Below are 22789 nucleotides of genomic sequence, written 5' to 3' on the forward strand. Positions count from 1 at the left end.
AATCATTTTATTGTAAGAGTGATTAAAAACTTATAAGCTCCATTTCGCTAAAATATCGTCCTTATAAAAAAGTATTCATTTTCAAAGGTTTAAAAAGTATGAGTGAGCATAAAGATTTTTTACGTACAATCGTAGAGGAAGATTTAAAGTCGGGCAAATATAAAGAGGTCATTACAAGGTTTCCTCCGGAGCCAAACGGCTTCCCTCACATTGGGCATGCTAAATCTATCGCTATTAACTTCGGGATCGCACGTGACTACAACGGCTATTGTAACCTTAGAATGGACGACACAAACCCTACAACAGAAGACACTGCATACGTTGAAGCTCTTAAAGATGCAGTCGAGTGGCTTGGCTTTAAATGGAAAGACGATGTACGTTATACGTCTGATTATTTTCACCAATTATATACATGGGCACAAGAGCTTGTAAAAATCGGTAAGGCTTATGTAGATTCTTTAGATGAAGAGACTATGCGTGAGTACCGCGGTACTGTAACTGAACCTGGTAAGCGTAGCAAGTATGCAGAACGCACGGTAGAAGAAAACCTAGACCTTTTAGAGAGAATGAAACAAGGTGAATTTAAAGACGGTGAACATGTTCTTCGTGCAAAAATCGACATGAGTGCGGCAAATATGAAGATGCGTGACCCTCTTCTGTATCGTATACGTCATGCTCACCACTACAGAGCAGGAAATGAGTGGGCAATCTACCCTATGTACGACTTTGGTCACTGTCTATCTGACTACATTGAGGGTGTAACTCACTCTATCTGTACGCTTGAGTTTGAAAACAACCGTGAGATCTATGACTGGGTTATCGACACACTTGGGCTTGAACCTCCACGTCCATATCAGCATGAGTTTGCACGTCTAGGGATCAACTACACAGTTATGAGTAAAAGAAAGCTTTTAGAGCTTGTAAACGGCAACTATGTAAATGGTTGGGATGATCCACGTATGCCGACTATAGCAGGTTTAAGAAGACGCGGTTACACACCTGAGTCGATCCTAAACTTCTGTGACTCTATAGGTATTGCAAAAGCAAACTCTACTGTAGATGTTGCACAACTTGAGTTTGCGATCCGTGATGATCTAAACACAAAAGTACCGCGTGTTATGTGTGTACTTGATCCTTTAAAAGTGACAATTGAGAACTACGAAGGTAGCGAAGAGTTTGATGCTCCATACTACCCTGAAGATATTCCAAAAGAGGGTTCAAGAAAGGTGCCATTTTCAAAAGAGATCTACATTGAGCGTGAAGACTTTAGTGAAAACCCGCCTAAGGGTTACTACCGCCTAACTCCTGATCAGGCAGTTCGTCTTAGGTCAGGTTATATCATAACTTGTAAAGAGGTAATCAAAGACGCTAACGGAGAGATCACTGAGATCATAGCCGAGTATAATCCAGATTCAAAAAGTGGATCAGACACAAGCGGGATCAAAGTAAAAAGTGCGATCCAGTGGGTAGATGCTTCTAAAGCTAAAAAAGTTGAAGTTAGACTTTACGACAGACTTTACAAATGTGAAGCACCTGAAAATTTAGAAGATCTAAACCCTGACTCACTAAAGATCATTAAAGATGCACTTATTGAGCCTGCCGTGATCACAGACAAACCAGATGAGCGTTTCCAGTTTGAAAGACAAGGTTACTTCTATGCTGATCCTGACTATACAGATGAGAATCCTGTGTTTAACAAGATCGTAGGTCTTAAAGACTCTTATGCTAAGAAAGAAAAAGCACCAAGAGCTGAACGTAAGCCACAAGAGAAAAAAGTTCAAATAGACGGTGAAGTTGAACCTATGACTGAAGCCCAGCTCGCTCTGTTTGACAAGTACACAGTTGAGTTAAAACTAAACAATATGGTTGCGGACATTTTAGCTCGTGATGAGAAACTATCATCTTTTTACGCTGACGCTCTGGCAGTTAACAACTCACCAGTGACTATCGCTAACTTAGTTGCAAATGAAGTTGCAAGAGAGCTAAAAGAAAAAGAGATCATTGATCTTAAATTTAACGCTAAACAAATAGCTGAACTTGTCAAAATGGTTGATGATGAGACTATCTCAAATAAAATCGCAAAACAAGTATTTGAAGAGATGCAAAAATCTGGAGAAAACCCGGCTAAGATTGTTGAGGACAAAGGGCTTGTTCAGATCAGCGATCCTGGAGTAATAGAGCCTATCATTGATGAGATCATCGCTAAAAACCCTGACAATGTAGAGAAATTCAAAGCGGGTAACAACAAACTGCTTGGTTTCTTTGTAGGTCAAACACTAAAAGCTACAGGCGGCAAAGCAAACCCTCAAGTTGTAAATCAACTGGTAGCTAAAAAGTTAGCACAATAACTTAAAAACATCACAAACCATACTATACTCTAGCAGTTTACTAGAGTATAAAACAAAACCCCATTTTATATAAAACTTCCAACAAACCCCAAAACAAAGCTATTTTTATATATACCAAGCATTTAAATATATTAATTTTTTTTATAAATATTACAAATACCATACTATCTCTATAGATTTACTTGACAATAAATAACTATTCAGTTAGTATTCTCTCATGCATTAATTAATTAGCATTATTTAAAGGTTTAAAATGGCAATTATTTCAACAAAAGGCTCTTATGGTTTAACTGCAGTAGTTATTCTTGCACAAGGCGATAACCAACTTCTGCAAATAAAAGATATCGCTTCTAAAGGTGATATTCCTCAAAACTACTTGGAGCAGATACTTGTTCTTCTAAAGAAAGCTGGTTTGGTTGAAAGTATTAGAGGTGCTAACGGTGGGTATAAACTTGCAAAAGACAAGTCTCTTATTACAGTGTATGAAGTCTTAGATGCTTTAGAATGTTGTCTTTCAGAAAGTGACAGCAACACTAAACAAGGTTTATTGGAACCATTTTGGAGTTATACTCAAAAGCAAATTAAAGGTATTTTTTTATTGTCTATAAAAGAATTAGAAGAGTTTTTAGAAGAAAACTCTGAACACATTATGTTTCATATATAAAGGTGGAAAAATGAAAATAGCAAATGATGCAACGGAGTTAGTTGGAAATACTCCATTGGTAAGATTAAACAGCATATCTAACGATACAAATACTACAGTTTTAGGTAAGTGTGAATTCATGAATCCTACAAGTTCTGTAAAAGACAGAATAGCATTGTCTATGATTCAAGCAGCAATTGACGATGGAAGTATAAAAGAAGATACACTTGTTATAGAACCGACAAGTGGTAATACTGGTATAGGTCTCGCAATGGTATGTGCAGCAAAAGGTATAAAACTTACACTTACTATGCCTGAGAGTATGAGTCTTGAAAGACGTCAACTACTAAGTGCACTTGGTGCAAACATAGAATTAACACCTGCTTCACTTGGTATGAAAGGTGCGATTGACAAGGCTCAAGAAATGCATGAAGAGATAGAAAACAGCTTTTTACCTCAGCAGTTCAATAATCCAAACAACCCAAAAGCACATAAAGGCTCTACTGCTTTAGAGATTATAAATGATACTGATAATACAGTTGATATCTTGGTAGCTGCAGTGGGTACAGGTGGTTCTATAACTGGTATTGGTGAGGTTTTAAAAGAACATAATCCAAATATCAAGGTTATAGCTGTAGAGCCAACAGCTTCACCAGTGATATCTGGTGGAAAACCTGGTCCACATAAAATTCAAGGAATTGGTGCGGGATTTATTCCGGGAGTTTTAAATGTTGGACTTATAGATGAAGTGATCCAAGTTGAAAATGATGATGCATTTAAGACATCTAAAGAGATTGCAAAAACTGATGGACTGCTAGTTGGTATATCAGCAGGTGCAAATCTGTATGCAGCAAAACAAATAGCGTCTAGAGAAGAAAATAAAGGTAAAACTATAGTAACAATCCTGTGTGATACAGGAGAAAGATACCTTAGTACAGACCTCTATTCATAAAAAGGTAAAGAATGAAAACAAACAAGGATATATTTAGGCCCTTTGTAGGCAGCGATGCCGCATTTAGTGAGATCACAAGCGGTATAATAGGTCAAAACAGAGACAACTATTTTGACTACACCGCATCTGGATTAGCATATGCACCAATTGAGCAAAGGGTGCAAGAGGTTTTAAACACTTACGCAAATACACATTCAGAATTTGCAAGTGATGCCAAAACTACCTCTTTTTATTATGACATTGCTAGGGAAAACTTAAAAAAGCATCTTGAACTTAGTAAAGATTTTGTACTTCTTCCATGTGGTACAGGTGCTACTGGTGCTATAAAGAAATTCCAAGAACTTTTAGGACTATACATACCTCCTGCAACAAAAGCAAGATTCAATATAAATATGAATGAGATAGAAAAACCGCTTATTGTAATAGGTCCTTTTGAGCATCATTCAAATGAGATTAGTTACCGAGAAGCTATATGTGACACGATAAGAATACCATTAAATGAAAGCGGTAATGTTGATTTAGAAGCTTTAAGAAACACTCTTGAACAAAATAAAAAACGTCAGATCATAGGTGCTTTTTCAACAGCTTCAAACGTTACAGGTATAGTACCTCCATATAAGGAGATCTCAAAAATACTTAGAGAGTATAATGCAATTATAGCGTTTGACAGTGCGGCTTCTTCACCTTGTTTAAATGTTGATTCTAACCTTTATGACGCTCTATTTTTATCACCCCATAAACTACTTGGTGGTCCTGGAACATGTGGCTTGTTGGCTATAAGAAAAAAGCTAATTAATGAAGATTCACCTCCTACTTTTGCAGGTGGTGGTACAGTAGCTTATGTTTCAGCAGAAGAGCACATATTTAATTCAAATATTGAAATACGTGAAGATGCCGGTACACCTGCTATTTTACAGTTGATAAAAACATCTTTTGTTTATCAACTTAGAAATGAGATAGGTATAAAAAGAATTCAAGAAAGAAAAGTAGAACTTTTTAAAATACTGCATGATGGTCTTAAAGAAATTGATAACTACACAATTTATGGACCAAGTGAAGGAAGTAGCAGTATAGGAATACTTTCTATAAATTTTCACGGTGTTACACCTTTTGAGCTATGCGAAAAACTATCTCAAGAATACGGAATTCAAACTCGTGCGGGATGCAGCTGTGCCGGACCATATGGTCATGATCTTTTTGGAATTTCCAAAGTGGATTCCCATAATGAAAAGCCTAGTTGGCTTAGGATTAGCGTTAACTATACACATAGTATAGATAGCATTAACAACCTTATTTTTGCACTAAAAAAATCTGTTCAGGGATTGAGAGAAAGTTCCTAACTTATTGAGTTTTAAAACTTTTTTGATATAATTGCCACTAATTTAATATATATGAAATTAAGGGTGATTCAATGGATATTGTAACCGGTTCAAGTACTGCACTGATAACTCCGTTTAGAAACGGTGAATTAGATGAGCAGTCTTTTGCAAAACTAATACAAAGACAGATAGACAACGGTATAGATGCAGTTTGTCCAGTAGGTACTACTGGTGAGAGTGCTACACTTACAGCAGATGAAGACATAAGATGTATGGAGATAGCTGTAGAAGTTTGTAAAGGTACAAACACTAAGGTTCTGGCAGGTGCCGGGAGCAACTCAACTAACGAAGCTATCAATACTGCTAAACGTGCACTAGAGTGTGGCGTAGATGCTATCTTTTCTGTTAGTCCATACTACAATAAACCAAGCCAAGAGGGTCTCTACCTTCACTATAAAACTATTGCAGATTCTGTACCTGAACTTCCTTTCATGCTTTACAATGTTCCAGGTCGTACTGGTGTAGACATTACAGCAGATACTGTAGAGAGACTTTACAACGACTGTAAAAACATCTACGGAATAAAAGAAGCTACAGGAAGCTTAGAGCGTACAGTTGAACTACTAAGCCGTATGCCTGAGCTAAAAGTATTCTCAGGCGATGATGCGATTGACTACCCTATTCTAGCTAACGGTGGAGCAGGTATCACTTCTGTTACATCAAACCTAATGCCTGATCTAAAAAGTGAACTTGTGAGACGTGCATTAAGCGGTGACTTTGCAGGTGCTAAAGAGATCAATGACAAACTTTACCCTCTAAACAGTATCATGTTCTGTGAATCAAACCCTATCCCAATTAAAGCGGCTATGTATATTGCAGGCTTAATTGACACTTTAGAGTATAGACTTCCATTGACGCCTCCAAGTGCTGCAAACATGAAAGCTATTGAAGAAGTTATGAAAAATTATGAGATTAAAGGACTATAGTTGAAAGATAAAGTATTATTTGTAAGTGGTGGAACTCGTGGAATCGGAAAAGCTATCGTTTATGCATTTGCTGAGCGTGGATGTAATGTAGCGTTTACTTATGCATCTAATGCAGATACTGCAAATGAGATCATTGCTGATGTTGAAGCAAAATACGGTGTAAAAGCTCGTGCATATAAACTAGACATCCTAGAGCCGTTAACTTACAAAGATGTTTATAAAGAGTTTGATGAGGATTTTGACAGACTTGACTTCTTTATATCAAATGCAATCATCTCAGGTCGTGCAGTTGTTGGTGGTTTTGCTCCGTTTATGAGACTTAAACCAAAAGGTCTTGGAAATATCTGGACTGCTACTGTTGAAGCTTTTGTTGTAGGTGCTCAAGAAGCTGCACGTAGAATGGAGAAAACTGGCGGTGGTTCTATCATAAGCATGAGTTCAACTGGTAACCTTGTTTACACTCCAAACTATGCAGGTCACGGTACAAATAAAGCTGCTGTTGAGACTATGGTTAAATATGCTGCTACTGAGCTTGGGGATATGAATATTCGTGTAAATGCTGTAAGCGGCGGTCCTATCGATACAGATGCACTTAAAGCATTCCCTAACTATGAAGAGGTTAAGGCTGAAGTTGTTAAACGTTCACCGCTTAACCGTATGGGAGAAGCTACAGACTTAACTGGAGCTTGTCTTTTCTTATGCCAAAACGATGCTTCTTGGCTAACAGGTCAGACAATTGTAGTTGATGGTGGTACTTCTTTTCAATAAGAAGTAAACCCCACCCTACTCTTTATCAAACTTGTCATGTGCTTTTTCGGCAGCCTTATTAGCTCTGTCGTAATAGCCATCATCACTATTTTTCTGAACTTTCGCTCCACATGCGCTTAAACTAAAAGCCAATATAAATAAAGATATACTCAAAAATAAATTTTTCATATTTTCTCCTTTGCTATATTCTACACAATATTTTCTTAATATCAAAATAGTAAAAAAGCTATGTTTAATACTATTTTGATATTATTAAAGGTTTTAATAATTAATAACATCCGTGGGGAAACATTAGATGCGCTTACTAAATCTAAAGTATCAAAATATAGATGAGCTTAGAGTTTTTTTAGACAAATATATGGTCAAAGATTCTAACTCTGTTTTAATACAAGTATACAGTTCACATAAAAATTCAGGCGACTTATCTAAAGTAAAAAGTGAGCTAAAATCACTACTACCTTCAACATCTATAATAGCAACATCTACTGCCGGTATAGTTTCTGATGGAAAAATTTTAGATGATGAGATAATAATTTCTTTTTCAATTTTTGAAAAATCTATTGTGAAATCAAAAAGCTTTTTAAATATGAGTACCACAGAGATTTTAGATAAACTCTACAGTGAAGTTATCACAGATAAAACAAAACTGCTTATATGTTACGGAAATACTTTTAAAATAGACTCTGAAGCTCTAATTAAAGCTATAACAACAAAATTCCCAAATATAAAAATAGCAGGTGGAAACTCTGCGGATGATTTTAAGTTTGAAAACTGTAGTATATTTTCAGATCTATGTTCAAACTCATGTAACGAATGTGACATAGCATTTGCAGCTATAGACTCAGATGTCTTAAAAGTTGAAACAAAATATCTTTTAAACTGGCAGACCATTGGTAAAGAACTCACAGTTACGAAATCTGATGGTTCAAGAGTATATGAGATCAACAATAAAAATATATCAGATATCTATGAACACTATCTAGGACGTGAGATTAGAGATGAGATACTTTCAAAAGGTATAGAATTTCCTCTTATTTGTGAAGAGAATGGTGTTGAAGTTGCACGTGCTCCTGTAGGTGTAAATGATGATGGTTCTATCGTATTTGCAGGAGATTTATTAGATGGAACAAAGGTAAAATTCGGTTATGCAAATATAGGTTTCATAGAAGATTACAACCATAAAAATTTGCTAGATGAATTTGAGCATAAAAGCGAAGCAGTTTATATATACACATGTGCAGCTAGAAGAAGTATGCTTGATAAGTATTTGGATGATGAAGTATCAATCATAAACGAAGTTGGTCCAACTAGCGGTTTCGTAACGTATGGAGAGTATTTCCACGATGCAAAATCATGTTCTAACCATCTTTTAAATATTACTACTACTTACGTTTTACTAAATGAATCTGAAGAGAATAAAGAACCTATTAACAAGTCTTCTTATCATACAAAAGAAAAAGACTCTAAAGACATGACACTAAAAGCTCTTACAACTTTGGTTTCAAGAACCAGTGAAGAGTTGGACCAAAACATATACTATTTAGAGCAGTTCCAAAAAGCGGTAGATGAAGTAGCGGTAACTTCAATAACAGATGAAAAAGGGATAATTACCCATGTTAATAAAAACTTTGCAAACATATCGGGATATACGGAAGATGAACTGATTGGAAAACCGCATAATATAGTAAGACATGAAGATATGCCAAAAGAAGCCTTCAAAGACATGTGGGATACTATTCAAAGCGGTAAAATCTGGAAAGGTCTTGTAAAGAACAAAAGAAAAGACGGTAAGCCTTACCATGTATTGTCTGAGATAAGCCCTATATATAATAAAGACGGTTCGTTTAAAGAGTATGTAGGGATTAGGAATGATGTTACAGAGCTTGAAGAGTATAAGCAGATCCTTAAAAATGAACTTGATACAACAAGCCAAAACTTAGAAGATAGTATAAACTATGCTAGACAATATGAACATGCGATAAATACAACGACCGCAATTTTAAAAACAGATACAAATAACATAATCAAGTACGCAAATGAAAAATTTTGTGAACTTAGCGGATACACTTTAGATGAACTAATAGGTCGTGATTGTAGTGAGCTAAGACATGAAAGACACAGACGTGAGAAAAAATGTGAATATATTCAAAAACAATTAGCTAAAGGTAAAATAGTACAGGAAACGCTTACAAATATTTCTAAAAATGACAAAGAGTATACGATCAACAACCTGTTTTATCCTGTAAAAGATTTAGATAATAATGTAGTTGAGCATCTGCAGATTATGTATGATATTACTGAGATACTTGATCTTAACCAAGAGATCGTAGATACTCAAAAAGAAGTTGTTCAAACTATGGGTGCTATAGGTGAAACTAGAAGTAAAGAGACAGGTCTTCATGTTAGACGTGTAGCTAAATACTCTTATCTTTTAGCAAAACTTGCTGGTTTAAGTGAAGAAGATGCGAGTCTGTTAAAACAAGGCTCACCAATGCATGATATTGGTAAAGTAGGTATTCCAGATAACATTCTAAACAAGCCTGGTAAACTGACTTATGAAGAGTTTGAGATAATGAAAACTCATGCCGAGATTGGTTATGAGATGCTTAAACATTCTGAGAGACCTATTTTAAAAGCTTCAGCTACTATTGCATTAACACACCATGAAAAATACAACGGTAAAGGTTATCCAAAAGGTTTGTCTGGAGCAGATATACACATATTTGGTCGTATTACTGCTATTGCAGATGTATTTGATGCCTTGGGACACGATAGAGTTTATAAAAAAGCTTGGCCACTTGAAGATATTTTAGAGCTGTTTAAAAAAGAAAGAGGTGAACACTTTGATCCAAATCTTGTAGATCTGTTCTTTGATAATCTTGATCAATTCCTAGAAATTAGGGACAAAATGCAAGATCATCTAGTAGATAAGCTTTAAGGGAGAGTGTATGAGTGTATTACTAGAGTTTTCAATGTTTCCTACTTCAGATGATTGTCGTGAGGGTGCATCGGTATCTAAGCAGGTTAGTAAAATAATCGATGCCATAGACAAAAGCGGTGTAAACTATCAGCTTACACCGATGGGTACTGTTATAGAAACCCAAACGATGAGAGAAGCTTTAGATATAGTAGAGATGGCTTATGATCAGCTTGATTGTGAAAGAATATATTCTTGTCTAAAATTTGATATAAGAAAAAACTCAAAAGATAGACTAAAAAATAAAATCAAGTCTGTTGAAAAAGTGCTTAACAGAGAAGTAAACACTTAATAAAAAGTATATATTAAGAGCCAAAAAGATAGAATTCTAATATATAAATATAAGGATTGTTTTGCTCAATTTACCAAATTTTTTAGCATCTATTAGAATATTTTTAGCACCACTACTATTTTGGGTTATATTAAATCCACAAGCATTTACTGACAACGGTTACCACATTACATGGAACTACTACACTGCAGCACTTATTTTTGTACTTGCATCAGTTACAGACTTTTTTGACGGTTATATAGCAAGAGAATGGAACCAGATGACACTTCTTGGCGGTATTATAGATCCGCTTGCAGATAAGATGCTTACACTTGCAGGTTTTTTAGGTCTTATGATGGTAGGTGAGGCTTCGGCTTGGGCTATATACATCATAATCATTCGTGAGCTTTTTATTACAGGTGTACGTACAGTTGCCGTAAGTGAGGGGCTTGATGTAAAAGCAAGCTGGGCAGGAAAAGTAAAGACAGTAGTTCAAATGTTTGCTATTGGATTTTTAATCATGCACTGGGAATTTGGAGAAGAGATATTGTGGTTGGCAGTTATTTTAACAGTATACTCTGGACTTGAATATCTATACGGATTTAGAAAAGCACTTTTAAAGGATGAACTGTAAGATGAGCTGGTTAGTTTCACTTCTTGTACTCTCTGCACTTATATTTTTTCATGAACTTGGTCACTACTTGGCTGCAAGAGCTATGGGTGTATATGTTGAAGTTTTCAGTATAGGTTTTGGTAAAAAAGTATTCTCATTTAAAAAGTGGGGAACTGAGTGGGCTATAGCTACAATCCCTCTTGGCGGATATGTAAAGATGAAGGGTCAAGACGATACTGATCCTACTAAAAAAAGCTATGATGAAGACAGCTATAACTCAAAAACTCCTCTTCAAAGAACATTTATACTTTTTGCAGGACCTTTAGCTAACTTCCTACTTGCATTTTTTCTATACTTTTTTATAGCACTTGGCGGACCTCAAATACTATCTCCTGTTATTGGCCAAGTTGTTAAAGACTCTCCTGCAGAGCTCGCTGGACTTAAAACTAATGACATCATCAAAGAGATCAACGGTGTAGAGATAAAAACTTGGAAAGAGATGGCTAAGATCATTGAAACTTCTGAAGGATCACTAAGTCTTAAAATAGAGCGTAATGGATTTTTAGAGTTTAAAACATTGACTCCAAAAATAACTGAAACTGAAAATATGTTCAAAGAAAAAGTGCAAAAGAAGATGATCGGAATCGGTGCAGCAGGTGTGTCACATTCATTAGAATTATCTGTAAGTGAAACTCTATCTTATGCAACTGAGCAAACTATATTTGCCTCAACTATGATCTTTACTGGTCTTCAAAAGCTTATAACTGGTGATGTCCCGGCGAAAGAGTTAGGTGGTGTAATAAGTATAGTAAAACTAACAAGTGATGCTACAGACGCAGGTTGGATGAGTGTACTGTTTTTTGCAGCTTTAATATCTGTAAACCTTGGTGTTTTAAACCTACTTCCAATACCTGCACTTGATGGCGGACATATTATGTTTAATCTGTATGAGATGATCACAAGACATACACCTAGTGAAGCAGTTTTAATAAAGCTTACTATTGCAGGATGGGTTGTACTTTTTGGAATTATGGGTTTAGGACTCTTTAACGATATTAATAGATTGATGGGCTAAGTCCTAAAAATCTCTTTGACGAGCAAATATTATGGAATAATATTTAGCCGAAAAAGAAATAGATTTATTGGGAAAGTCCTAAAAAGAAAGGAATAGATTTGAATCATACAGAATACAAAATATATATTGACAACATAATAAGACGTGTAGAAGCTGCTAGACTTAAAGTTAATGATCACCATATAGTAAAGATTGTTGCTATTAGCAAATATTCAAAGTCTGATGAAATCGAAAAGCTATACCAAATAGGTCAACGTGCCTTTGGTGAGAACAAAGTTCAAGATTTAAAATCAAAAGCTAATGAACTAGACGATCTACCACTAGAGTGGCATTTTGTAGGGAACCTTCAAAAAAATAAGATCAATAATCTTCTAGATCTTAAACCTGCCCTATTTCATGCTCTTGATTCACTTGAGCTCGCCCAAGAAATTCAAAAAAAATGTGAAGCTAAAAATACTACTCTAAGTGCACTGCTTCAGATAAACTCTGCAAAAGAAGAATCAAAACACGGTGTTATGCCAGAAGATGCACTTTCTATTTACAAACAAATTCAAAGCGAGTGTCCAAATATAAAATTAAAAGGTGTGATGAGCATCGGTGCACATAGTGATGATGAAGATATTATTCGTAAAAGTTTTGAAATCACTCACGAAATCTATAAACAATGTGATGGTGCAACAATTTGTTCTATGGGAATGAGCGGGGATTTTGAGCTGGCTATTGAGTGCGGCTCAAATATGTTAAGACTTGGTTCGATAATGTTTAATAAATAGTTTCACTTTTGTGAAACTATTTAAGAGGAATTACCAACCTCTAATGATTGTGTGACAAGCGATACAGTTGCTAGTTACTTTACCGTAGTATGTTGTAGCTTCAGTATAGTTTTCAGCTTTGATAGCTTTTTTGAATGCTGCTAAGTTATCAGCAAGATTATTATTAATGTTTTTAGTTACTTGAACTTTGTTATTGTGTTTAATGAAAGTAGTTACATCAACTTTACTAAAAATTGCATTTGCATTTTCTAAAACTTCAATCCCGTTTTTTACATCCTCTTTGTTTGAATATAAAAATCCAGTTTGAATCTGGTTCATACCTTGAGTCATTAAACTCATTGTAGCATTTATAGTTTTCTCATCTGCACTAGCAAATGTAAACATAGAACTTACAGCTAAAGCTAAAAGTGCTTTTTTCATAATATATGTCTCCGTTATAGTTTTTATTGCTTTTTACAATATCTTAGCGTCATATTACAGTTTTATATATTAAATATTTATAAATCTTTTTTAAGACTAGAACTTTTTGGCTTGTATCTGACAGAATTACTGAGAGGATTTGATATTAGTCTTTTCTGATACTCAATCATCTCCAAAAACGGATTTAAAAATGCGTTCAGCTTTGATTGCTGGGTATCTTCTATATTCCAACTATTGAGCAACTCTACAACATAATGGGTTGATTCGATTGTTGATAGGTAATTGGATTCAGGCTGGACTTTGATCTGGTATTGTGAAGTTTTGGTTGTTGTAAAACTAAGATGCTTCAAACTCTTTAAATTTTCACTTTTTTCAAAAATCTGTTTTGCACAACTCCAAGTAGAATCTATTATAAATATTGCCATGTTTTTATCAGATCCTTTGCTTGGATCGTCTACACTAAGATCTATCGCACCTTCGCTAGGATAAAGAATAAAACTGTTGTGTGTCTTTATGATCTCATTTACACGGTTATGTTCACTAAAATCTATACCTATGAATACTTCTGAATTTTTTAAAGTTAGATGGGTAAAAAAACCTGTATTGTTTTTTACTTTTTTAAACTCTTTTGGATGCATCAATATTACAAACTTTGTATTTGTATCAAAAGGTTCAATATAGCTGCACATACATGAACTTTTAGGTCTGTAACACTTATAACATTTTTCTCTATCGCCGTATATGGTCATTAATTATTCAACTTTTTTCTTGCTAAAATTTTTTTGCTAATTATATAAAAAGATGCTACATATAGAGATTAATTGGTTAAAATTTCACTATGGAACAATTTTACGATATCTTAAAACAGCTTATCCGTATACCAAGTGTGGTCGGTGCTGAACACCCTTTTTTTCTGTTTGTCAAACGTGAGCTTGAAGAGCTAGGAGTAAGTGTAGAATATTATGATGGGGTACTCGTAGCTAAAGGCGATAAACCTGAGAGTGGATATATCTCTTCACATGCCGACAGACACGGTCTTATATGCACAGGACACAATGAGTTTCAGTATGCTGCATTTATCGCTAAAAACAGAGCCGATCTAACAGGTACATCGAACTCTGAACAGATACTGCATAACTTTACTATGCGTTTTGTTGATGAGAAAGTTCAAGCATATGAGCCTTGGTCTGGTACATATCTGGGTATGGGTGTTATTAAAGAAGCTTTTTTATGTGAAAGACGTAACAATATCATCTTTAAAGTTGATGGATTTGATTATCTTTTTCCTGGTACTCCTATTGCATTTATGGATAAACTAGAGTTTCAAGATGATCTTATTTCAGCACAACTAGACAATGTAATCTCAACAGCAATAATCATATATATGTATCAAATTGGTTATAAAGGGACTGCATTTTTCACAGCTTCTGAAGAAGCCGGAAAAAGCTGGAGGTTTTTACTCGAATACTTTAAACGTTTTAACATATCTACAAATGAACTATTAGTACTTGATACAAGTCCTTACCCATCTTTGGAGGATATGCAAAACCTAGATATTGTGTTAAGACACAGAGATCAAAATGCTGTCTTTAAATCACCTCTTAAAAACATAATCAAAAAAATAGCTATAGAGAATGATATAAAATACCATTTCAAAGATGCTTATCTAAAAAATATTATGAAACAAAACAATACTAAAGGATCACTCGGTACTACGGAGCTAGGTCGTATCATACATGCTACAAAAGGTGAAATTCAAGGTACTACCCTTCAAATTCCTACTATCGGATACCACACAGTAAATGAGACATGTAGCATTAAATCTGTCGATAGTATGATAACGATACTAAGTGAATTGTATCTAAGATGAAGTTTGTTTTTTTATTTTTAACTTTTCTTATTTTTGTACAGAGTATCTATGCAAACTCTTCTGCTGTCGTATTTATATACCACCGTTTTGGAGAGAGCAAATACCCATCAACAAATATCCGCATGGAGCAGTTTAAAGAACATCTAGAGTATCTGAAAAAGAACAACTTTAATGTCTGGCCGCTCTCACAAATAATTAAACATATACAAGAGAAAAAAGATATCCCGCCAAAGACCGTAGCCATAACTATGGATGATGCATATAAAAGCGTATACACAAAAGCCTACCCTCTTCTTAGAGAGATGAACTACCCATTTACTGTTTTTGTACACACATCTGCGATAAGCAAGGCATCTAACAGCTATATGGACTGGGAAGATATGAAAGAGATGCTCAAAGACGGTGCAGAGTTCTCTAGCCACTCCTATACACACGACTATATATTGCCTCTTAAAAATGAGACAAAAAATGAGTGGCAAAAACGTATAAAAAATGAGCTTACAAATGCACAAAAAGAGCTTCAAAAAGAGCTTGGAGAAGATACAAATACAGATCCTAAAATGATAGCATACCCATACGGTGAATACACACAAGAAAGTGCCAAATATATTAGGTCTCTTGGCTATGTCGGTATTGCTCAAACATCAGGGGCTATAAGCTTTGAGAGTGACCTAAAAGCTATACCAAGGTTTCCAATGTCAGAGATCTTTGGGGAGATAAAAAGCTTTGCCCTAAAAGCAAATACTTTAGCTCTACCTGTAGTATCAGAGTACCCAAATAATACCATAGCAGACAACATTGAAGCTCCGAGACTAAGAATAAAACTCACAGAAGACATAAGAGGTATGAACTGTTTCACGGCGGACGGAGAGGCAATTGATATTAAATGGTTATCAAAACTTGAAGCACGAATAAGTGCGAAAAAACCACTAAATACACCAAGAGACAGATACACCTGTACAGCTAGACACAGCAGTGGTAGATGGTATTGGTATAGTCATCTATGGATTGTAAAAGATGACTAATAAAGATAGTGACTATGATCTTATAGTTATCGGTGCAGGGGCTGCAGGAATGATATCCGCTATTACTGCTGCAAAAGATAACAAAAAAGTTCTTTTACTTGAAAAACTACCTCAAATAGGCGCAAAACTAAAAGCTACAGGCGGAGGTAGATGTAACCTTAGCAATACACTTTCCCAAGATGAATTTATGTCAAAGTTTGGACGTGACGGACGTTTTATGCAAGATGCTCTTAACTCTTTTTCTCGTGAAGATATGCAGAGCTTTTTCGATTCAATCGGTGTTGAGACACATGCGCCTGACGGATTTAGAATATTTCCAACGTCTCATTCATCTTCTACGATATTAGATGCACTTAAAACAACTATGGATAATTTAGGAGTAGTTGTATTAACATCCAAAAAAGTTGAAAACATTTTAGAAAAAGACTTGCAAGTTATTGGTGTTAAAACAGGCACAGATATATATAAAAGTGAGCATGTCATACTAGCTACAGGCGGCTTGGGCTATCCTACTCTTGGAGCTGAGGGGGATGGATTTGAGATTAGTAAAGAGCTTGGTCATACTACAACAAAACTCTATCCTGCCATGATGCCGCTACGTACAAAAGAGGATTGGGTCTCAAACTGCAGAGCTGATACAATTGCAAAAGTTACTATGAAAGTAGATATGAAAAAACATAAAAAACTAACAGCTTATGGTGATCTGATTTTTACCAAAAATGGAATTAGAGGTCCTGTTGTTTTAGACTTTGCAAGAGAGATTACACCTCTTATAGATAAGTACTCTGAAGTACCTACTTTAATAAATTTGACAAAGGGAAAAAATGAAGATGAACTTTTAAAAGATCTTAAAAGTGCCCAAAGTTCAAATCCTGATGCAAATATATTGGAGCTTATCCAAACGTTACTTCCTGCTGCTTTATCAGAGGAGATACTAAAGTTATGCAATATAGAAAAAAATATAAAATTTAAAGAGATTGACGGTATCAAAAAGGAAAAACTCTTAAAAACTCTGGCTTGGACTCCACTTACTATAAACGGGCACGATGGATTTAAAATGGCTATGATAACCAGAGGTGGAATTAAACTAAACGAGATAGATCCAAAAACAATGCAAAGTAAACTAATAAAGGGGCTTTATTTTTGTGGGGAGATTGTAAATATAGACGGACCATGCGGAGGATACAATCTCCAGTGGAGCTTTTCAAGCGGATATTTAGCTGCAAAATCTTTAGACTAAGCTTTTACAATCTTGTCTTTTCCTGATTTTTTTGCAGCATATAATGCAGAATCTACCTTGCTGATCAGTGCATCAATAGATTCATTTTGTCCAAGTGCTCCAACACCGAAACTTGAAGTTATGTTACCTTGTATAAGATCATATAAAACCTCATCTTTACTAATAGCTATACGTATCTTTTGAAAAAGTTCCAATATGTCTTCTTCTGAGATATCTACTAAAAGAATGGAAAACTCCTCACCACCCCATCTGGCTATATAGTTACTGACTTGTATGTTCTCTTTTAAAATTTCTGCAAATCTTACTAGTACTTTATCACCTACTAGGTGTCCGTAAGTATCGTTTATTTTTTTAAAATCATCTATGTCAAGAATAACCAATGTTAAAGATTTTATATGTCTTCTGTAAAACTCTTCAAACATGGATTCTATGTCATGATTAAACTTTCTTCTGTTATCAAGACCTGTCAGTGCATCTTCATGTGCTATCTTTTCTAGTCTTGCCTGATAGATGTTTATAAAATGAATAATAATATATACAATCACTAAAGTTATTAGCACCGATAACAATAAGTTTATGTAAAATCTTTGACTTATATCACTTACATATTTATCTTTATCTACTTCTACAAAAAGGTATAGGTTCAACTCTTTAATGTATTTTGTATGAAGCATATATGTAGAATCTTTATATTCATACTCGTATTTATCACCGCTGTTTTCTCTGATCTTTTTCTCAAGCCTTTTAAGATCACCTATTTTAGATATATTTCCGCGTTTGTTTAGATCACTTGTATGAAGTATTATCTCCCCGTTATTATCAACAAAATATACATCATACTTATACTTTTTTTTGAATGAATCAAGCATATCAACTATATTTATCAGTTTAATTCCAACACCGGTAGTTGCTATAATTTTTTGATTATAGTCTTGAACTTTATAATTTATAAACATAATAAGTGAATCACTAAAGTTCGTATTTATATCTAAATTTACTTCATATAGTTCATCTTTGGAATTAAACTCAAAATACCATTTGTCAGCTTCATTGTTTTCTTTTACAACATCAACAAGACCTCTTTGATGGTAATAATTTTTTGTAATATCCGATACTAAAAACGATGTAAATGCATTATATTTATCTTGAATCTCTTTTAAATACTTCTGAATAGACTTTATATCTTTTTCACCCTCTACTAGTATCCAGTCTCTAACAAAGGTATCACTTGCCATCATTGATGATACTATAAGGGGTTTTATCATATGTTGCTGAACTTCTGTGTATATATTATCTATTGAGAGTGGTAGAGATACATTTTTTAATTGTGCTTGTGCACCTTCTACATCTTTTACATAGTTTATGTAAGTAGTGATCACAGACACACTAAGCAATAAGCTTGCTATCATAGATATTATTTTTAATTTTAAATTCATTCTTCTTATCCCCTATTCGAAGTATCTAATAGATGCAAAACCGTACACACCTGTATCTTTAATTTTATCTATCTCTTTTTGACTTGTGATTCCCCCTAGTGCGAATACTTTTATATCAACACATTCAACAAGCACTTTAAGATCATCTACACCCTTAGGCTCACCCTTATTGGGTGTATTAAAGACAGGACTGTATGTAACCGCATCTGCACCTAAAATTTCAGCTTTTTGCACCTCTTCCAAAGAGTGTGTACTTATAATAACTTCTAAATTTTTTGACTTTGCGTACTCTACCTTATCTAACTGCAAAGATGTTAAATGAACACCATTGGCACCTAGCTTTTTAGCTAAATCAGCATCTTGATGTAAAAAAGACTTTACACCTTTAAACCTGCGACAAACATCTACAAACTTTGATGCGTCATCTGCATAGTTTTGGTTCGTTTTATCTCTGTATAAAACATAATCGGGCATATGCTTTTTTATATGCTCACTAGATAAGGCATCTGAAGTGATCATATAAGATTTCATTACTTCAAATCACCCCAGTTATCACCTATATTTACACTTACCTTTAGAGGGATATTCAATTCCATAATCGACTCCATAATCCCTTTAAACTTATCTGCTAAAACTTCAGCTTCGTTTTCATCTACTTCAAAAATCAACTCATCGTGTATTTGTAAAAGCATTTTTGCATTTAGAGAGTGTTCTTTAATTTCATGATGTATCTTATTCATAGAAAGTTTAATAAGATCACTTGCAGTACCTTGAAAAAGTGTATTTACACTCTCACGCTCATATGCAGCCTTAAACATAGGTTTTGCATTTTCAAAATCAAAGTAGCGTCTGCGTCCAAGTATAGTCTCTACATACCCTCTCTCTTTTGCACTATCTACTATACCTCTAAAGTAACTTTTTACAGACGGGAAACTCTCAAAATATCTGTCAATGATCTCTTTTGCTTCTTTTGTAGATATATCCAGAGTTTGTGAAAGTTTCTTTTGACCCATACCGTATAAAAGTCCAAAGTTTACAGTCTTGGCAATAGAGCGTTTTGAATCAGCCTCTTCTTCACCAAAAAGTGCTACCGCAGTTTGACGGTGTATATCTTTGTCATTTCTAAACGCATCTAAAAGTATCTTATCCTCTGAGTAGTGAGCAAGCAGTCTTAACTCTATTTGAGAATAATCAATTCCCACAAGCTTTTTACCCTTTGAAGCCACAAATGCACGTCTAACTTCAGCACCAAGCTTTGTACGGGTCGGTATATTTTGCAGGTTTGGATTTTTTGAGCTAAGTCTTCCAGTTGCAGTACCTGTTTGAACAAATGAAGTATGAATTCTAGAGTCTTCATTTTCACGACTAAGTTTTAAAAGAGGTTCTATATAAGTTGAAAATAGTTTATAAACCTCACGGTACTCTAAAAGTAATGGAATAATCGAGTGTGAATCAACTAATGAACTTAAAACTTGCTCATTTGTAGAGTAACCTGTTTTTGTTTTTTTACCTACAGGCAGTCCTAAATGCTCAAACAGAACAACGCCAAGCTGCTTAGTTGAGTTTATGTTAAACTCGCTTCCTGCTAACTCATGGATCTTGTTTGTAAGATCATAAAGAGTTGATTTTACCTTATGTAAGAACATATCTAAGAATTCGCTATCAACCTTTATACCCTCTTTTTCCATACCCATAAGCGTTTTAATAAACGGAAACTCTATATTTTGAGCCTCACCTATTAAGTGCTCTGCATTTTGCAGTTTTAACTTCTCTAAAAACAGATTGTAAAGCTTAAAAGTTATTAGTGCATCTTCGGCTGCGTATTTACAAGCAGTCTCAAGCTCCACACTTGCAAAAGTCTCACCCTTTTTGATCGTGTCTTTAAAAGAGATCATCTCATGGTTTAGTAACGCTGAGGATAGTTTATCAAGTGCTAGTGCTGATTCAGGGTTTATAAGCCATGCAAGGATCATACTATCACCAAAAATGTTCAGATCTTCACCTAAAAACTTTGTAACAAAGTGAAGATCGAACTTTATATTATGACCAACTACCTTGCTTTGAAAAATCTTTCTCATTGCATCTTTTGCAACACTCTCATCAACCTGATCGCCTATACCTAAGTAATAATGCCCAAATGGAACATAGTAAGCTTCAGACTCATTAAATGCAAAAGAGAAACCAACCAGCTTATCCTTGTCATATTCTAGTCCTGTAGTCTCCGTATCAAATGCTACAAGAGTATCTTTTGTTAAAGTGCTTAGAACATTGTTTAGCTGATCTGAACTTGTAATGAGTGTAGTTTTAAATTCAAGTTTGCCAAGAGATACTTCACTGTCATTATTTACTTTTTGAACTACGCTGTTGTGATGTTCTTCACTCACTTGATTTTTTGCTTTTAAGACTCTTAGTATTGCATTTTGCTCATACTTTACAAGCTCGTCATATATATTTAAAAAAGGATGTTCTACATCCATCTTATAATCTTCAAAATCAAACTCTAATTCATCTAAAACATCATCTCTAAGAGTTACAAGTTTTTTTGACATATATGCATTATCACGAGATTCTATAAGTTTCTTTTGATTTGCACCCTTTATAGTAGCTAGATTCTCATAAATGCTATCAAGAGTTCCATACTCTTTTAAAAGTTTTTCCGCACCTACTTTTCCAATACCTTTAACACCAGGAACATTATCGGCACTATCACCAAGTATCGATTGATAATCTATAAACTGCTTTGGAGTAACACCGTACTTTTCATAACAGCATTCTTCATCCATAACTTTTTTCTTGATAGCATCAACTACTACAACTTTACCATCATCGATCAGCTGGTAAAGGTCTTTATCGTGTGATACTACGCGTACGTTATAGCCCTTCTCTTTTGCATGCTTTACAACAGAAGCTATCATATCATCGGCTTCAAAACCACTCATTCCAAGAGTTTTATAACCCATCTTGTCTATCCACTCAATAGCAACTGGTAGTTGCATGCTTAACTCTTCAGGAGGTGCTTGACGGTTTGCTTTATAGTTAGGGTCTATCTCATTTCTAAATGTATCACCTTTAGAATCAACCGCAAAAACTATATAGTCGCTGTCATGTTCTTTTTGAAGAGTTGCTATGAAGTTTGTAAATCCGGTTAATAGTCCTGTCGGGAAGCCGTCTTTATTTTTTAAGTGTTGCGGGAGTGCATAAAATGCACGAAAGAAAAACCCGAAGGTATCGATAATAGTTACGGTTTTTGCCATCTACACAAATTCCGAAACAATATCTATAGCTGATTTTAATGGAGCTGTATCAAATCCTGCATCTTCAGCTTTTTTTAGTCCAAAGTTTATAGCTTGTTCAGAGAAAGGCTTGTTAACAGGTATTATTGTTTTTATAATATTTAGTATATTTGCCGCTTCTTTTAAATTATCTGGTGCGTTTTGAGGTTCATCTGCATATTTAATAATTTCTATAATCTCTTCATCGAAGTTCCAGTGCTCAAATACTAAAGCTGTTACATCGGCAGTAGTCATACCTACATATGATTTTTCAAGCTGTGCAAGATTATTTGAAGTCTCAGCATCAGACTTGAAACTGATTGTTTCATCGTTTTGGATAATATCACTGGCAATTAAAATTTTACCTGTTTCTTGTAAAAATACCGGCAAAAAAAGTTTTTGAGCTGCTGCTCTGTCTATTTTGTTATACCAAGTTGAGAGTAGTACTGCTTGAAGTGATGATATATTTGCAAATTGATCACTACTGATTCCATATGGTTCCAAATCTACGTTTAAAAGTTTTCTAACTGAGTTACCAATAGCAATAGAACGTGTCATACTCATACCAAATAGACTAACTGCCTGAGATGCATTTTTTATCTCTCTTGAAAAGCCGTATAATGGTGAAGCTGCAGCTTTTAATAGGTTTGCAACGATCATAGGATCACCCTCAATAGCTTTAGCCATATCGGCTACTGATCCTTCAGGGTCTGCATGAATTCTATTTATATCCGCTATCGTTTTTGATAATGGCGGAAGCGCTTTTATACTATCAACTATTGAATTTTCCATATTAACTCC

Annotated in this window: 21 protein-coding genes; 14 read left to right on the forward strand and 7 right to left on the reverse strand. The window is 34.7% G+C overall.

The window, feature by feature from the left end; all coding sequences use genetic code 11:
• The first annotated feature begins 98 nt into the window (after positions 1-98).
• The 6 genes from ABZA65_RS01960 to ABZA65_RS01985 all read left to right on the forward strand — a co-directional run bounded on the left by ABZA65_RS01960 (position 99) and on the right by ABZA65_RS01985 (position 7016).
• Positions 99-2348: a glutamine--tRNA ligase/YqeY domain fusion protein gene (locus ABZA65_RS01960; RefSeq protein ID WP_373070036.1), complete on the forward strand. Its 2250-nt coding sequence runs from the start codon at positions 99-101 to the stop codon at positions 2346-2348.
• Between the two features lie 253 nt (positions 2349-2601).
• Positions 2602-3012, forward strand: a complete 411-nt coding sequence (locus ABZA65_RS01965; protein ID WP_373070037.1) for an Rrf2 family transcriptional regulator — start codon at positions 2602-2604, stop codon at positions 3010-3012.
• Positions 3013-3022: 10 nt separating this feature from the next.
• Entirely contained in the window at positions 3023-3943 is a 921-nt protein-coding gene (gene cysK, locus ABZA65_RS01970; RefSeq protein WP_373070039.1) for a cysteine synthase A, read from the forward strand.
• An 11-nt stretch (positions 3944-3954) separates the two neighbouring features.
• Positions 3955-5283, forward strand: a complete 1329-nt coding sequence (locus ABZA65_RS01975; protein WP_373070041.1) for an aminotransferase class V-fold PLP-dependent enzyme — start codon at positions 3955-3957, stop codon at positions 5281-5283.
• Positions 5284-5354: 71 nt separating this feature from the next.
• Positions 5355-6248, forward strand: a complete 894-nt coding sequence (dapA, locus tag ABZA65_RS01980; RefSeq protein WP_373070043.1) for a 4-hydroxy-tetrahydrodipicolinate synthase — start codon at positions 5355-5357, stop codon at positions 6246-6248.
• On the forward strand, positions 6249-7016 hold the full coding sequence (locus ABZA65_RS01985; protein WP_373070045.1) for an enoyl-ACP reductase: 768 nt from the start codon (positions 6249-6251) through the stop codon (positions 7014-7016).
• Between the two features lie 15 nt (positions 7017-7031).
• Here the strand turns inward: ABZA65_RS01985 and ABZA65_RS01990 are convergent, their stop codons facing one another.
• Positions 7032-7184, reverse strand: a complete 153-nt coding sequence (locus ABZA65_RS01990; RefSeq protein ID WP_373070047.1) for a lipoprotein — start codon at positions 7182-7184, stop codon at positions 7032-7034.
• Between the two features lie 127 nt (positions 7185-7311).
• Between ABZA65_RS01990 and ABZA65_RS01995 the strand changes: the two genes are divergently transcribed.
• From ABZA65_RS01995 to ABZA65_RS02015, 5 genes are all read left to right on the forward strand, one after another.
• Positions 7312-9954 (forward strand): PAS domain S-box protein, encoded by a 2643-nt coding sequence (locus ABZA65_RS01995; RefSeq protein WP_373070049.1) that lies wholly within the window; start codon positions 7312-7314, stop codon positions 9952-9954.
• 10 nt (positions 9955-9964) lie between these two features.
• The gene (locus ABZA65_RS02000) at positions 9965-10285 is read left to right on the forward strand and encodes an MTH1187 family thiamine-binding protein (RefSeq protein ID WP_373070051.1); all 321 of its coding nucleotides are present in this window, start codon (positions 9965-9967) and stop codon (positions 10283-10285) included.
• Positions 10286-10346: 61 nt separating this feature from the next.
• Positions 10347-10898 (forward strand): CDP-diacylglycerol--glycerol-3-phosphate 3-phosphatidyltransferase, encoded by a 552-nt coding sequence (gene pgsA, locus ABZA65_RS02005; RefSeq protein WP_373070053.1) that lies wholly within the window; start codon positions 10347-10349, stop codon positions 10896-10898.
• A 1-nt stretch (position 10899) separates the two neighbouring features.
• Positions 10900-11952 carry an RIP metalloprotease RseP gene (gene rseP, locus ABZA65_RS02010; RefSeq protein WP_373070055.1) on the forward strand — a complete coding sequence of 351 codons (1053 nt, stop codon included), beginning with the start codon at positions 10900-10902 and terminating at the stop codon, positions 11950-11952.
• A 98-nt stretch (positions 11953-12050) separates the two neighbouring features.
• Entirely contained in the window at positions 12051-12725 is a 675-nt protein-coding gene (locus tag ABZA65_RS02015) for a YggS family pyridoxal phosphate-dependent enzyme (protein WP_373070057.1), read from the forward strand.
• 30 nt (positions 12726-12755) lie between these two features.
• On the opposite strand, the gene ABZA65_RS02020 is transcribed toward ABZA65_RS02015, so the two are convergent.
• On the reverse strand, positions 12756-13145 hold the full coding sequence (locus ABZA65_RS02020; protein WP_373070059.1) for a cytochrome C: 390 nt from the start codon (positions 13143-13145) through the stop codon (positions 12756-12758).
• Positions 13146-13222: 77 nt separating this feature from the next.
• The gene (locus ABZA65_RS02025) at positions 13223-13894 is read right to left on the reverse strand and encodes a tRNA-uridine aminocarboxypropyltransferase (protein WP_373070061.1); all 672 of its coding nucleotides are present in this window, start codon (positions 13892-13894) and stop codon (positions 13223-13225) included.
• A gap of 89 nt (positions 13895-13983) precedes the next feature.
• On the opposite strand from ABZA65_RS02025, the gene ABZA65_RS02030 reads away from it, so the two are divergent.
• Genes ABZA65_RS02030 through ABZA65_RS02040 form a run of 3 tightly spaced genes read left to right on the forward strand, consistent with a single transcriptional unit; the run spans position 13984 to position 17280 of the window.
• Positions 13984-15015, forward strand: a complete 1032-nt coding sequence (locus tag ABZA65_RS02030) for a peptidase M42 (protein WP_373070063.1) — start codon at positions 13984-13986, stop codon at positions 15013-15015.
• Entirely contained in the window at positions 15012-16040 is a 1029-nt protein-coding gene (locus tag ABZA65_RS02035; RefSeq protein WP_373070065.1) for a polysaccharide deacetylase family protein, read from the forward strand. Before ABZA65_RS02030 ends, ABZA65_RS02035 begins: the two co-directional genes overlap by 4 nt.
• Entirely contained in the window at positions 16033-17280 is a 1248-nt protein-coding gene (locus tag ABZA65_RS02040; protein WP_373070067.1) for an NAD(P)/FAD-dependent oxidoreductase, read from the forward strand. Before ABZA65_RS02035 ends, ABZA65_RS02040 begins: the two co-directional genes overlap by 8 nt.
• On the opposite strand, the gene ABZA65_RS02045 is transcribed toward ABZA65_RS02040, so the two are convergent.
• The 4 genes from ABZA65_RS02045 to ABZA65_RS02060 are packed head-to-tail and all read right to left on the reverse strand — an operon-like array spanning position 17277 to position 22780.
• Positions 17277-18716, reverse strand: coding sequence for a diguanylate cyclase (locus ABZA65_RS02045; protein ID WP_373070069.1), 1440 nt, complete (start codon positions 18714-18716; stop codon positions 17277-17279). The genes ABZA65_RS02040 and ABZA65_RS02045 overlap by 4 nt on opposite strands.
• Before the next feature lie 12 nt (positions 18717-18728).
• The gene (locus ABZA65_RS02050) at positions 18729-19247 is read right to left on the reverse strand and encodes a thiamine phosphate synthase (RefSeq protein ID WP_373070071.1); all 519 of its coding nucleotides are present in this window, start codon (positions 19245-19247) and stop codon (positions 18729-18731) included.
• Positions 19247-21970 (reverse strand): DNA polymerase I, encoded by a 2724-nt coding sequence (polA, locus tag ABZA65_RS02055; protein ID WP_373070073.1) that lies wholly within the window; start codon positions 21968-21970, stop codon positions 19247-19249. Before polA ends, ABZA65_RS02050 begins: the two co-directional genes overlap by 1 nt.
• On the reverse strand, positions 21971-22780 hold the full coding sequence (locus ABZA65_RS02060) for an HDOD domain-containing protein (RefSeq protein ID WP_373070075.1): 810 nt from the start codon (positions 22778-22780) through the stop codon (positions 21971-21973).
• Positions 22781-22789: the final 9 nt, after the last annotated feature.

Origin of the sequence: Sulfurimonas sp., assembly GCF_041583195.1 — a bacterium.
Lineage (GTDB): Bacteria > Campylobacterota > Campylobacteria > Campylobacterales > Sulfurimonadaceae > Sulfurimonas.